The sequence below is a fragment of the Nocardiopsis potens DSM 45234 genome (assembly GCF_000341105.1).
Taxonomy (GTDB): Bacteria; Actinomycetota; Actinomycetes; order Streptosporangiales; family Streptosporangiaceae; genus Nocardiopsis_A; species Nocardiopsis_A potens.
In genome coordinates this window covers 11,567-24,133 of record NZ_ANBB01000021.1, presented here as the reverse complement: position 1 = coordinate 24,133, position 12,567 = coordinate 11,567, and the positions used below count along the sequence as shown (strand labels likewise).

The 12,567-nt window shown below is 78.0% G+C and carries 10 protein-coding genes and 1 riboswitch; of the genes, 6 read left to right on the top strand and 4 right to left on the bottom strand.

Going from position 1 to position 12,567, the window contains the following annotated elements:
• Positions 1–146: 146 nt before the first annotated feature.
• A complete protein-coding gene (locus D459_RS0107735; protein WP_040709516.1) occupies positions 147–425 on the top strand; it encodes a DUF6504 family protein in 279 nt (92 codons plus the stop codon).
• Between the two features lie 43 nt (positions 426–468).
• Here D459_RS0107735 and D459_RS0107730 read toward each other — a convergent pair whose 3' ends face one another.
• Complete coding sequence (locus D459_RS0107730; protein WP_017592421.1) at positions 469–1,488, bottom strand: LLM class F420-dependent oxidoreductase; 1,020 nt, start codon at positions 1,486–1,488, stop codon at positions 469–471.
• Positions 1,489–1,557: 69 nt separating this feature from the next.
• Positions 1,558–1,830 carry a hypothetical protein gene (locus D459_RS0107725; RefSeq protein ID WP_017592420.1) on the bottom strand — a complete coding sequence of 91 codons (273 nt, stop codon included), beginning with the start codon at positions 1,828–1,830 and terminating at the stop codon, positions 1,558–1,560.
• A gap of 144 nt (positions 1,831–1,974) precedes the next feature.
• Positions 1,975–2,103: riboswitch (cobalamin riboswitch) on the top strand.
• 55 nt (positions 2,104–2,158) lie between these two features.
• On the opposite strand from D459_RS0107725, the gene D459_RS0107720 reads away from it, so the two are divergent.
• Together D459_RS0107720 and cobO are read left to right on the top strand one after the other, a co-directional pair.
• Positions 2,159–4,249 (top strand): putative cobaltochelatase, encoded by a 2,091-nt coding sequence (locus D459_RS0107720; RefSeq protein ID WP_017592419.1) that lies wholly within the window; start codon positions 2,159–2,161, stop codon positions 4,247–4,249.
• A gap of 49 nt (positions 4,250–4,298) precedes the next feature.
• Positions 4,299–4,901, top strand: coding sequence for a cob(I)yrinic acid a,c-diamide adenosyltransferase (gene cobO, locus D459_RS0107715; protein ID WP_017592418.1), 603 nt, complete (start codon positions 4,299–4,301; stop codon positions 4,899–4,901).
• Between the two features lie 74 nt (positions 4,902–4,975).
• Here cobO and D459_RS0107710 read toward each other — a convergent pair whose 3' ends face one another.
• Together D459_RS0107710 and D459_RS0107705 are read right to left on the bottom strand one after the other, a co-directional pair.
• Positions 4,976–5,524, bottom strand: a complete 549-nt coding sequence (locus tag D459_RS0107710; RefSeq protein WP_017592417.1) for a GNAT family N-acetyltransferase — start codon at positions 5,522–5,524, stop codon at positions 4,976–4,978.
• A gap of 50 nt (positions 5,525–5,574) precedes the next feature.
• The gene (locus D459_RS0107705; RefSeq protein ID WP_020380086.1) at positions 5,575–6,966 is read right to left on the bottom strand and encodes a cobyrinate a,c-diamide synthase; all 1,392 of its coding nucleotides are present in this window, start codon (positions 6,964–6,966) and stop codon (positions 5,575–5,577) included.
• Between the two features lie 224 nt (positions 6,967–7,190).
• Here D459_RS0107705 and cobC point away from each other — a divergent pair, with 224 nt between their 5' ends.
• From cobC to cobA, 3 genes are all read left to right on the top strand, one after another.
• Complete coding sequence (gene cobC / locus D459_RS0107700) at positions 7,191–8,375, top strand: Rv2231c family pyridoxal phosphate-dependent protein CobC (protein ID WP_017592415.1); 1,185 nt, start codon at positions 7,191–7,193, stop codon at positions 8,373–8,375.
• A complete protein-coding gene (gene cobT / locus D459_RS0107695; RefSeq protein ID WP_017592414.1) occupies positions 8,372–10,711 on the top strand; it encodes a nicotinate-nucleotide--dimethylbenzimidazole phosphoribosyltransferase in 2,340 nt (779 codons plus the stop codon). The genes cobC and cobT overlap by 4 nt, the downstream gene beginning before the upstream one ends.
• 500 nt (positions 10,712–11,211) lie before the next feature.
• Positions 11,212–12,510 (top strand): uroporphyrinogen-III C-methyltransferase, encoded by a 1,299-nt coding sequence (gene cobA / locus D459_RS0107690; RefSeq protein WP_017592413.1) that lies wholly within the window; start codon positions 11,212–11,214, stop codon positions 12,508–12,510.
• The last annotated feature ends 57 nt before the right edge of the window (positions 12,511–12,567 follow it).

Genomic DNA, 12,567 nt, shown 5'->3' with positions numbered 1-12,567 from the left:
CGCGCGATTCGCCGTCACAGAGTACCGATGAGGTGCCCGGCCCGGCATCCGGGATCGGCCACGGTCCGCTACCATGGGAACACGTGTTCGAACGCCTGCCCTTCCCCGCAGGCCCGCCCGTCGTCGTGTACAGGTACGTGAGGAGGATGGCGGTGTCCGCTGTGTACGGTGTCCGGATCGATGTCGTCGAGGAGGGCGGCAGACCGGTGCGCTTCACCTGGAACGGGCGGGTCTACGCGGTGCGCCGGGTGATCGACCACTGGGTGACGCTCCGGGCCGACCACGTCGCGGCCGCGGGCGGCCGCGGCGTCCCGCAGCGCCGCCACTGGCGGGTCGAGGCGGGATCGGACCGCGCCCCCGGCGTCTTCGAGCTCCGCTACGAGACCCTGGGCGACGAGTGGACCCTGGCCCGGGTGGTCGAGTGAGGGCGCGCGCGGCGGGCGGGCGCGCGGCGGGGTCCCGCCGCGCTCAGCCGAGCACCATGTCCCGCAGGGCGCGCAGGGTGGGCTCGTCGCGCACCCCCGCCACCAGCAGCGTGCCGACCGGGGAGGCGCGCCAGGCGGCCAGCCGCTCGGCGATCCGGGGGAGCGGGCCGGCCAGGGTGAGGCCGTCGGCGAGCTCGTCCGGCACCGCCTCGACCGCCTCGGCCCGCCGCCCGGCCAGGAAGAGCTCCTGGACCTTGTGCGCCTCCTCCTCGAACCCCATCCGGACGAACACGTCGAGGTGGAAGTTGGTGCTCCGGGCCCCCATGCCGCCGATGTAGAAGGCGATCGGGGCCTTGGCGGCGCGCAGCGCGGCGGCGGTGTCCCGGTCGTGCAGCACGCTCACCGTGCAGGCGATGTCGAACCCCTCGGGGGCGCCGGCCAGCGCGTCGGCGTACAGCCCCGGGCTGATCCCGGGGTGGTAGAACATCGGCACCCAGCCGTCGGCGATCTCCGCGGCCAGCGCCACGTTCCGGGGCCCCTCCGCGCCCAGGTAGACCGGGATGTCCGGGCGGAGCGGCCGGGTGATCGACTTCAGCGGCCGGCCCAGCCCGGCGCCGCCGGGCCGCGGCAGCGGGTAGTGCGGGCCGCCGCTGGTCACCGGGGCCTCCCGGCGCCACACCTGCCGCATGATGTCCAGGTACTCCCGGGTGCGCTGCAGCGGGCGCGGGAACGGGCGGCCGTACCACCCCTCCACCACCTGCGGCCCGGACACCCCGATGCCCAGCCGCAGCCGCCCGCCGGACAGGTGGTCCAGGGTGAGCGCGTGCATGGCGGTGGCCACCGGGGTGCGGGCCGAGATCTGCGCGATGGCGGTGCCCAGCCCGATCCGCTCGGTCCGGGCCCCGTACCAGGTCAGCGGGGTGAAGGCGTCGGAGCCGTAGGCCTCGGCGGTCCACACCGAGTCGTAGCCGAGCGCCTCGGCGGTGCGGACCGTCCCGGTCGCGTCGTCGGCTCCGGCGCCCCAGTAGCCCAGGGCCAGTCCGATCCGCATGTCCGTCGCCATGGCGGCTCCCCTCGGTACGCGGGCCTGGCGCGCATGGTAGAACGCGGTTCGGTCCGGCGGAAGGGCCGGTCAGTCCCCGCCGCCACCGCCGCCGCTGTCGCCGCCACCGCCGTCGCCGCCGAACAGGCCGCCCCACCCGCCGCCGGACGGGCCGCTCCGGTCGTCGCCGGACGCCGCGGAGCCGTGGTCCGCGGCGTAGACGCCGCCGTCGCCGCCGGGCCGGGGGCGACGCGGCCGCCCGGCCGGCCGCCCCGAGGAGCGGGCGACCGCCACGACGGCGATGACCACCGCGGCGAGGGCCGCCGCCACCAGCACGGCGGAGAGTGCGAAGAAGAGACTCATGAGCGGGGTCTTCCGAAGTCGGGGGGTCGCAGAGAAGAAGGGTATGCCCGGGGCCGGGCGGTTCACGCGCCGCCTCCCCGGCGAACGGTGGCCGGAATCGGCCGCTACACGCCGGTATGAGAATCTGGGGGGCGGTGCGGACGGCAGGAACCCGGTGCGAGACCGGGGCGGACCCGCCACTGTGACCGGGGAGCGCCCCCGCCCCCCCCGCCACTGCCGCGGAGAGCGGCGGGAAGGCGGCGGGGGAGCACGGATCCGGGAGCCAGGACACTGCGCGGCACCGAGACCGAACCCATGGGCGTGGACTCCCAAGGAAGGACTGACCTGCGTGGGCGCTAACGCTCGCTATCCCTTCACCGCGGTCGTCGGCATGGACGACCTCAAACTCGCACTCCTCGTCAACGCGGTCTCCCCGGCCGTCGGCGGGGTGCTGGTGCGGGGCGAGAAGGGCACCGCGAAATCGACCGTCGTGCGGGCCCTGGCCGCACTCCTGCCCGAACTGGACGCGGTGGCCGGCTGCCGCTTCGGCTGCGACCCCGCCGCCCCGGACCCCGAGTGCCCGGACGGCCCGCACCCCGCCGACGCCGTCCCCGAGCGCCGCCCGGCCCGGCTGGTGGAGCTCCCGGTCGGCGCCAGCGAGGACCGCCTGGTCGGTTCGCTGGACATCGAGCGCGCGCTCACCGAGGGCGTCAAGGCCTTCGAGCCCGGCCTGCTCGCCGCCGCGCACCGCGGGGTGCTCTACGTCGACGAGGTCAACCTGCTCCACGACCACCTGGTCGACCTGATGCTGGACGCCGCGGCGATGGGCACCTCGCACGTCGAGCGGGAGGGCGTCTCGGTCCGGCACGCCGCCCGGTTCCTCCTGGTCGGCACCATGAACCCGGAGGAGGGCGAGCTCCGCCCGCAGCTGCTGGACCGGTTCGGGCTCACCGTGGAGGTCGCCGCGACCCGCGACCCGGAGCAGCGGGCCGAGGTGGTCCGCCGCCGGCTGGAGTTCGAGACCGACCCGGAGGCGTTCGCGGTCCGCCACGCCACCGGGGAGCGGGAGCTGGCCCGGCACATCCTGGCGGCCCGCAAGCGGCTGCCCGGCGTGGTCCTCACCGACGCGGCGCTGCGCCAGGTCACCGCGGTCTGCGCCGCCTTCGAGGTGGACGGGCTGCGCGCCGACATCGTCACCGCGCGCACCGCGATGGCGCTGGCCGCCTGGCGGGACCGGGCCGAGGTCACCGCCGAGGACGTCCGCGACGCCGCCCGGCTCGCCCTGCCGCACCGGCGCCGCCGCGACCCCTTCGACGCCCCCGGCCTCGACGAGGACCGCCTCTCCGAGGCCCTCTCCCAGGCGGGTGAAGAGGACCCGAGAGGCCCTGAGGACGACCCGGACGGCCCGGGGAGTCCCGACGGCGGCGGAAACGGCGGAGACGGCGCCGGTCCGGACGGGGGAGCGGACGCCCCCGGCTCCGACTCCGCCCCCGGCTCCGGCGCCGGGGACGGGCCCGAGGCGGGCGGTCCGGGTCCGGGGCCCGCGCCCTCCGCGGAGCAGGGCGGCCCCGGCGAGGAGTCCGACCGCCGCCCCGCCGGGGGCGCCGGCGGAGAGCGCACCTCGGAGGCGGGGGAGACCTTCCGCCCCCGGCTGTTCAGCGTCAAGGGGATCGGCGCGGGCACGCCCGGCCGAAGGTCCCGCGCGCAGACCCCGTTCGGCCGCACCTCGGGGGCGCGCGTCCCGGGCGAGCGCCCCGGCCCGGTGCACCTGGCGGCGACGCTGCGCGCCGCCGCCCCGCACCAGCGCGCCCGCGGCCGGGACGGCCGGGGCCTGGTGCTGCGCCGCGGCGACCTGCGCGAGGCGGTGCGCGAAGGGCGCGAGGGCAACCTCGTGCTGTTCTGCGTGGACGCCTCCGGATCGATGGCCGCCCGGCAGCGGATGCGCGCGGTCAAGGGAGCGGTGCTCAGCCTGCTGCTCGACGCCTACCAGCGCCGGGACAAGATCGGCCTGGTGACCTTCCGCGGCCGCGAGGCGCGGCTGGACCTGCCGCCCACCTCGTCGGTGGAGGCCGGTGCGCGCCGGCTGCGCGAGCTGCGCACGGGGGGCCGCACCCCGCTGGCGGCGGGCCTGCTGCGCAGCGCCGACGTGCTGCGCGTCGAGCGGCTGCGCGACCCGCGCCGCCGCCCGCTGCTGGTGGTCGTCACCGACGGCCGCGCCACGCACGGCGGCGTGGACGAGGCGCTGCGCGCGGGCGCCTGGATCGGCGCCCAGGACGTGGAGTGCGTCGTCGTCGACTGCGAGTCCGGCCCGGTCCGCCTGGGCCTGGCGGACCGGCTGGCCTCCGCGCTCGGCGCCACCCGGGTCCGGCTGGAGGAACTCGGCGCCGACGCGCTGACCGGCCTGGTCCGCGGCGCCCGGACCGCCCGCGGCGCCGCCTGACCGGCACCGCCGCCCCCCCCGAACCTCGGACCAAGGAGAAGCGAGACAGATGCCTCAGGGCAAACCCGCCTACGTCCCCGACGACGGGCTGACCACCCGCCAGCGCCGCAACCGCCCGCTGCTGGTGGTGCACACCGGCGCGGGCAAGGGCAAGTCCACCGCCGCCTTCGGCCTGGCCACCCGCGGCTGGGCCCAGGGCTGGGACATCGGCGTCTTCCAGTTCGTCAAGTCGGCGAAGTGGCGGATCGGGGAGGAGAAGGCCCTCCGCGTCCTCGGCGAATCCGGCGAGGGCGGCCGCGTCACCTGGAACAAGATGGGCGAGGGCTGGTCCTGGATCCAGCGCCCCGGAACCGAGTCCGACCACGCCGCGGACGCCGCCGAGGGCTGGGAGCAGATCAAGCGCGACCTCGCCGCCGAGACCTACCGGCTGTACGTCCTGGACGAGTTCACCTACCCGATGAAGTGGGGCTGGATCGACGTCGCCGACGTCGTGCAGACCCTCCGCGACCGCCCCGGAGCCCAGCACGTCGTCATCACCGGCCGCGACGCCCACCCCGACCTCCTGGACGCCGCCGACCTGGTCACCGAGATGACCAAGGTCCGCCACCCGATGGACACCGGCCAGAAGGGCCAGCGCGGCATCGAGTGGTGAGCCCCGCAGATGCGGGGGCGACAGGACACGGGGTCCGGGAAGCGTTTCCCGGACCCCGTTCGGAACGCCGCCGGCTACAGGTCGGACGGGATGAGGCTGTAGACCGCGAGGTCCGTGCGGCCCTTGTGGAGGGGCATGGCGTTGCGTTCGACGCCCTCGAAGGTGAATCCCGCCTTCTCCGCGACGCGGCGGGAGGCGGTGTTGCCGGTGGCGGCCTTGAGCTCGACCCGCTGCATCTCCTGGTCGAGGATGGCCCAGCGGGAGACGGCGGTGACCGCCTCGGTGGCGAGGCCGGAGCCGCGGAGGCGGGGGGAGAACCAGTAGCCGACCTCGGTGACGAGGGAGGGCCAGTGGGTGCGGAGCAGCCCCACGGCGCCGGCGAACCCGCCGGTGGCGGTGACGGTGGCGGCCCACTGCTGCCCCTCGCCGGAGGCGCGCATGGACGGGGCGGTGGTGCGGCACCACTCCTCGGCGTCGGCGCGGGTGTAGGGGCGGCCCGGTTCGGGCAGCGGGAGCCAGCGCCGGGTCTCCGGGTCGGTCATGACCGCGAGGACGTCGTCGATCAGGGACTCGGTGAACGCGCGCAGCGTGAGCCGCTCGGTCTCCAGGACCACCATCGGCATGCGCCGGGTCCCTTCACCGGTCGACCTGGCGGCGGGGCCTGGGGCGGAGCTCATCGACGTCCTTTCTCGGAGTGGTCCCGCGCCGCGGCCAGGAGGCGGGCGGCGAGCGCCGGCGCCCCGGCCCAGTGCAGGTGCAGGTATGACGCGATCATCGTTGCACTCGCGTACCCCTCGGCGCCATCACCGCTCCACTGCCAGGCGGCGGTGGAGCCGCGCGCCGGGTCCAGCGCGGTCCGGTGGAACTCGTGGCCCTGCACCCGGGTCCCGGCGCGCGCCAGGACCGAGTCGGAGACCGCGACGGCGGACCGGTAGCCCAGGGTGAGCCGGTCGGTCATCCGCCCCTTCGCCGGCAGCACCCCGCACATCGGCGCCCCGTCCAGGCTCTCCGCCAGGTAGAGCAGGCCCGCGCACTCGGCCGCGATCGGGCCGCCGCGGGCGGCGAAGCCGGCCACGGCGCCGCGGAGCGGCCGGTTCGCGGAGAGCGCGTCGGCGTGCACCTCGGGGAAGCCGCCGCCGACGATCAGCCCCGCCGCCTCCTCGGGCAGGGCCTCGTCGCGCAGCGGGTCCAGCACGGCGACGTCCGCGCCGCCGGCCCGCAGCAGCTCGGTGTTCTCGGTGTAGCCGAAGGTGAACGCGGCGCCGCCGGCCACCGCCAGCACCGGGGCGGCCCCGGTCCGGGCCGGCTCTTCGGCGCCGGTGGCCGCGGCGAGCTCCGCGGCCGGGTCCCAGGGCGCGTCGGGCAGCGGGCCCGCGGTCGCCGCCAGGGCCGCCACCGCGTCCAGGTCGCAGGAGGCCGCGACCAGGGCGGCCAGCGCGTCGACCGCCTCCCGGGCGCGCACGGTCCGCTCGGCCGCCGGGATCAGGCCGAGGTGCCGGGCCGGCGTCTCCACCCCGGTGCTGCTGCGGAGCGCGCCGAGGACCGGGACGCCGGTGTCCTCCAGGGCCTCGCGCAGCAGCTCCTCGTGCCGGTCGGAGCCGACCCGGTTGAGGATGACGCCGCCCACCCGGACCCCCGGGTCGTAGGTGCAGAAGCCGTGCACCAGGGCGGCGACCGACCGGGAGGTGCGGGAGGCGTCCACCACCAGCACCACCGGGGCGCCCAGCAGCGCGGCGACGTGCGCGGTGGAGGCGTAGTCGCCCGGCCCGTCGTGCCGGTGCGGCCGGGACGCGCCGTCGAACAGCCCCATCACCCCCTCCACCACCGCGATGTCCGCGCCGGCCGCGCCGTGCAGGAACAGCGGGGCGACCCGCTCCTCTCCGCAGAGCACGGGGTCCAGGTTGCGCGGCGGGCGCCCGGTGGCCAGCGCGTGGTAGCCGGGGTCGATGTAGTCGGGGCCGACCTTGTGCCCGGACACCTCGGCGCCGCGCGCGGCGAACGCGGCCATCAGCCCGGTGGCGACCGTCGTCTTGCCGCCGCTCGACGCCGGCGCGGCGATCACCACCCGCGGAATGCTGCGCACCTGCTCCTCCGTCCTCTCTTCGGGCCCGCGCCGGACGCGGGCCGGGCCGGCTGACAAGGCTAGGGCGGCGGCCGGGGTGCCCGCTCCCTCGGCGCCCGCTCCGGTGCAGGGGCGCAGGTCGCGGGGGAGGGCGGGAGGTATAAGGTCGCGGAGTGTCCGGAGTGCCCCGGTTCTCGGGGGGAGAGCGGAGCGGGGGAGGGCGACCGGTGGCGGTCGGGGCCGAGCAGAGCGGGGACGGGATCGACCTGCGCCACCACGGTGACGCGGAGACCGGCCCCGGGCTGGTCGATTTCGCGGTGAACGTGCGCACCGGGACGCCGCCCGCGTGGCTGGCGGAGCGGATCGCCGCCTCCCTGTCCGGCCTCGCGGCCTACCCCGACCCGGCCGCGGCGCGCGCCGCCGTCGCCCGGCGGCACGGCCGCCCGGCCGGCGAGGTGCTGCTCACCGCCGGAGCCGCCGAGGCGTTCGTGCTGCTCGCCCGCGCCCTGTCGCCCCGCCGGGCGGTGGTGGTGCACCCCCAGTTCACCGAGCCCGAGGCCGCGCTGCGCGCCGCCGGGCACCGGGTGGAGCGCGTCCTGCTCGACCCCGGGGAGGGCTTCGCCCTCGACCCGGCCCTGGTCCCCGAGGACGCCGACCTGGTGGTGCTGGGCAACCCGACCAACCCCACCTCGGTGCTGCACCCGGCCGAGGCCCTGGCGGGACTGGCCCGCCCCGGCCGGGTCCTGGTCGTCGACGAGGCGTTCGCCGACTGCGTCCCCGGCGAACCGGAGTCGCTGGCCTCCCGCCGCGACCTCCCCGGGCTGGTCGTGGTGCGCAGCCTCACCAAGACCTGGGGGCTGGCCGGGCTGCGCGCCGGGTACCTGCTGGCCCCGGCCGCGCTGGTGGACGCGCTCGCCGAAGGGCAGCCGCTGTGGTCGGTGTCCACGCCGGCGCTGGCCGCCACCGAGGCCTGCTGCGCCCCGGAGGCGCTCGCCGAGGCCGAGGAGTGGGCCCGGAACCTGGCCGGCGACCGGGACCGGTTCGCCGCGGCGCTCGCCGGGGCCGGCGCCCGGGTGCTCCCCGGGGCCGCCGCCTCGTTCCTGCTCGTCCAGGTGGAGGAGGGCGACCGGGTCCGGGCGGAGCTGCGCGGGCGGGGCATCGCGGTCCGCCGCTGCGACACCTTCCCGGGGCTGGGGCCGGACTGGATCCGGGTCGCGGTCCGGGAACCGGGGACTTCCCTCCGGATGGCCCGGATTCTGGCAGAGTTGCTCTCGACCGAACGGGGGAAGCGGTCCGCGGCCGGCCCCGGATCCGCCTCCGCCGGCGACGGGACGGAGTCGGGGGGAGCAGTGGGGAAACGACGTGCCGACGAGAGGCGGAGCCGAGCGGGCTCCGGTGAGGAAGCGCAATGACCGGTAACGACAACCGCTCCCCGGCGGGCCGGGGAGCCGACGAGGACCAGGACCGCGCCGGCGGCGGGCTCTTGGACGGCCTGCCCGAGCCGGGGCGCGGCGCGGCCGCGCGCCCGGAGCCGGGCCGCGCCGCGGCGCCCCAGCGCGGCAACCCGTTCCACACGCCGCCGTCCCGGTCGGCCCCGGGCCGGGGCGGGGCGGACCGGCCCAACGTCATCCCGTTCCGCGGCGCGCCGCAGCCGCCGGAGGAGCCGCAGCCCGGCCGGGCCCGGCGGTCCGGCGGCGGGCGGGCGCCCGCGACCGGCGGCGCGCACGCCGCACCGGCGGAGCCGCAGTCCGCGGCCCCGGTGCCGGCCGCCGCCCCCCAGACCCCCGAGCCGGCCGCCGCGCCGCAGGCCGCCGAGGCCGCCGCGCCGGCCGAGCCGCCCGCTCCCGAGAACACCGAGGCCGACGTGAACGCTTCCGCAGCCGCTCCGCTCCCGGAGCACCCGGACCCCGCCCCCGCCGCCGAGCCCGAGCCCGCCGCCGAGCCGGCCGCCGCGGCCCCGGTCTCCGAGGCCCCCGAGGCCCCCGAGGCCGCGGCCGGGGCCCCGCCCGCGGCCGGCCCGGACCGCAACGCCTTCTCCGACGACGAGCGCGACGCCGTGTACCGGGCCATCCGGGAGCGCCGCGACGTGCGGGTCGGCTTCCGCCCCGACCCTGTTCCCGACGAGGTCCTCACCCGGGTCCTGGAGGCCGCCCACCAGGCGCCCTCGGTCGGTTTCTCCCAGCCGTGGGACTTCGTGGTCATCCACGACGGGGAGGTCCGCCGGCGCGTGCACGGCCTGGTCGCCGAGGAGCGCGACGCCTACGCCGGGGCGCTGCCCGCGGCGCGCGCCCGCGCGCTCTCCGGGCTCAAGGCCGAGGCCATCCTGGACACCCCGGTCAACCTCGTGGTCACCGTCGACCCGACCCGCGGCGGCCGGCACACCCTCGGCCGGCACGCCCAGCCGCAGACCGCCGCGCACTCCGCCGCGCTGGCGGTGGAGAACCTCTGGCTGGCGGCGCGGGCCGAAGGGCTCGGCGTCGGCTGGGTCAGCCTGCTCCGCGAGCGCGACGTCGCCCGCCTGCTCGACCTCCCCTCGCACCTGGAGGTCGTCGCCTACCTGTGCGTCGGCTACGTGGAGGACTTCCCCGCCGAGCCGGAGCTCTCCCTGGGCGGCCTGGCCCGCCGCCGCCCCCTCTCCTGGGCGGTCCACCGGGACCACTACGGGCGCCGGGGGCTGCCCGGCGAGGAGGCCACCAGCCTGCTGGAGGAGACCGTCGCCGCGATCGGCCCGCTGGACGCCCGGGCCGTCGAGGAGGCGACCGACCGGCAGCGGCGGATGACCAAGCCGCAGGGCTCGCTGGGCGTGCTGGAGGACGTGTCGGTGCGGCTGGCCGGCCTGACCGGGGAGTGCCCGCCGCCGCTGCCCGAGCCGGCGGCGCTGGCCATCTTCGCCGGCGACCACGGCGTGCACGCCCAGGGGGTGACCGGCTGGCCGCAGGAGGTCACCGGGCAGATGGTGCACAACTTCCTGGCCGGCGGTGCGGTCGCCAACGCCTTCGCCGCCCAGGCCGGGGCCGAGGTGACCGTGGTCGACGTCGGCGTCGTCGCCGACCTGCCGTCCGTCCCGGGGCTGCTGCCCCGCAAGGTCGCCCGGGGCACCGCGGACATGGCGCAGGCCCCCGCCATGACCCGCACCCAGGTCCAGCACGCCATCGAGGCCGGCATCGAGGTCGCCCGCGACCTGGTCTCGGCGGGCAACCGCTGCCTGGTCACCGGGGACATGGGCATCGCCAACACCACCCCGGCGGCGGCGCTGATCGCCGCGTTCACCGGCGCCGACCCGGAGGAGTGCACCGGCCGGGGCACCGGGGTGGACGACGCCGTGCACGCGCACAAGATCGACGTGGTGCGCCGCGCGCTCGACCTGCACCGGCCCGACCCGGCCGACCCGGTGGGCGTGCTGGCCGCGGTCGGCGGGCTGGAGCACGCCGCGCTCACCGGGTTCATCCTGGGCGGCGCGGCGCTGCGGGTGCCGGTGCTGCTGGACGGCGTCATCGCCGGCGCGGCCTCGCTGGCCGCCATGGCACTGGCCCCGGAGTCGATGGCGGCCTGCTTCGCCGGGCACCGCTCCGCCGAGCCGGGCCACACCGCGGTGCTGGACCGGACCGGCCTGCACCCCCTGGTCGACCTGGACCTGCGGCTGGGCGAGGGCTCCGGGGCGCTGCTCGCGCTGCCGGTGCTGCAGGCCTCCGCCCGCGCCCTGCGCGACGTGGCGACCTTCTCCGACGCCGGCGTGACCGAGCGCTGAGGCCGCTCCGACCGGGGAGGCGCGGGCGCGGCCCCGCGCCTCCCCGGCCGCGCTCCGCCCCGGCGCCGGGTACCGATCGCGTTACGACCGCGCGGGGCCGGCGAGCCCGCGACCGGCGGGGAATCCGGCGGTGCGGAGCCCGGACCGGGCGGGCGGGGCCGGACAGGGCGTGCGGAAACACATCCTCCGGCCACCTGCCCACGAAGCGGGCGGGTACGATCTGCGTACCGGCCCGCGGGCCCGCAGGGCGCGAACCGGTTCGCCGGGGCCCGCCCCGGTGCGGGGCCAGGTCGGCGGCTCCGCGCCGCAGCAGCGGCGGATGCGATCCCGACGCCGCAACCGGCGGCGGCCGGGGAGCGCGGACCGGCGTGCGCGGCGGCGCGCGGCCGGGAGGCCGACGGAACCACGCAAGGCGCTCCGCCGCCGTCGCGGGCGGCGGGAACGGGGACCCGGGGGCGCACCCGCCGGGCTCCCGGACACGGATCTGGAGGACTGCCCCGGTGACGTATCTTCTCGGCCTGCGCCTGGAGGGGCGCGACGTCCTCATGGTCGGCGGCGGGCGGGTCGCCCAGCGCAGAGTCCCGGTCCTGGTCGAGGCCGGGGCCAGGGTCGTGCTGGTCGCACCGGAGGCCACCCCGGCCCTGGAGGGCCTCGCCGACGCCGGCCGGATCGCCTGGCACCGCCGCCCCTTCCGGGCCGGCGACGTCACCGACCGCTCCCTGGGCGACTTCTGGCTGGTGCACACCGCCGCCGACGACCCCGCCGTGAACGCCGCCGTCACCGCCGAGGCCGAGGCCGCCCGGATCTGGAGCGTCCGCGCCGACGACCGGCACGCCTCCGCCGCCTGGACCCCCGCCACCGGCTCCGCCGCCGGGGCGACCGTGGGCGTCATCGCCGACGGCGACCCGCGCCGCGCCGCGGGGCTGCGCGACGCCGTGGTGGACGGGCTCGGCGACGGCTCCCTGGACGCCCGCCGCGGCCGCGAGCCGCTGCGCGGCGTCGCCCTGGTGGGCGGCGGCCCCGGCGACCCCGGGCTGATCACCGTGCGCGGCCGCCAGCTGCTCGCCCAGGCCGACGTGGTGGTGGTGGACCGGCTCGCCCCGACCTCGCTGCTGGACCGGCTCCCCGCCGACGTGGAGGTCGTCGACGCGGCCAAGATCCCCTACGGGCGGGCGATGAAGCAGGAGGAGATCAACCGGCTGCTCGTCGAGCACGCCCAGGCCGGCCGGTTCGTGGTCCGGCTCAAGGGCGGCGACTCCTTCGTGTTCGGCCGGGGCGGGGAGGAGGCCGCGGCCTGCGCCGCGGCCGGCGTCCCGGTGACCGTGGTCCCCGGGGTGACCAGCGCGCTGGCCGGCCCCGCCGCGGCGGGGATCCCCGCCACCCACCGGGGGGTCTCCCAGGAGGTGCACGTCGTCTCCGCGCACGTGGCCCCCTCCGACGAGCGGTCCACCGTGGACTGGGCGGCGCTGGCGCGCTCCCGGGGCACGGTCGTGGTGCTGATGGGCGTGGAGCGGGCCGGCGCGGTCGCCGAGGCGCTGATCGCCGGGGGCCGCTCCGCGGACACCCCGGTCGCCGCCGTGCAGGAGGCCACACTCCCGTCCCAGCGCACGGTCACCGCGACCCTGGGCACCGCGGAGCGGGCGCTGCGCGACGCGGGGGTGCGCCCCCCGGCCGTGCTGATCGTCGGCGAAGTGGTCGATGTGGCCCGGGAACTTGACATACTGCACGAGGGACCGGGCGGGTCCGCGGAGCGACCGGGGGCCGGCTCCGCCGGACACGGCGGTGGCCGGGGGCAGTGACGGGCACGCAAACGGGGGAACCGGGTCCTTGAACCTGACGACCGATGGGAAGGGCGG

Bases quoted from the DNA above. Each gene is read 5' to 3' on its own strand.
- D459_RS0107710 (WP_017592417.1), bottom strand. From the start codon at position 5,524: ATGCCGATGGTGGTCCTGGAGACCGAGCGGCTCACGCTGCGCGCGTTC.
- D459_RS0107730 (WP_017592421.1), bottom strand. From the start codon at position 1,488: ATGGCGACGGACATGCGGATCGGACTGGCCCTGGGCTACTGGGGCGCC.
- D459_RS0107725 (WP_017592420.1), bottom strand. From the start codon at position 1,830: ATGAGTCTCTTCTTCGCACTCTCCGCCGTGCTGGTGGCGGCGGCCCTC.
- D459_RS0107735 (WP_040709516.1), top strand. From the start codon at position 147: ATGGCGGTGTCCGCTGTGTACGGTGTCCGGATCGATGTCGTCGAGGAG.
- cobO (WP_017592418.1), top strand. From the start codon at position 4,299: ATGCCTCAGGGCAAACCCGCCTACGTCCCCGACGACGGGCTGACCACC.
- cobT (WP_017592414.1), top strand. From the start codon at position 8,372: ATGACCGGTAACGACAACCGCTCCCCGGCGGGCCGGGGAGCCGACGAG.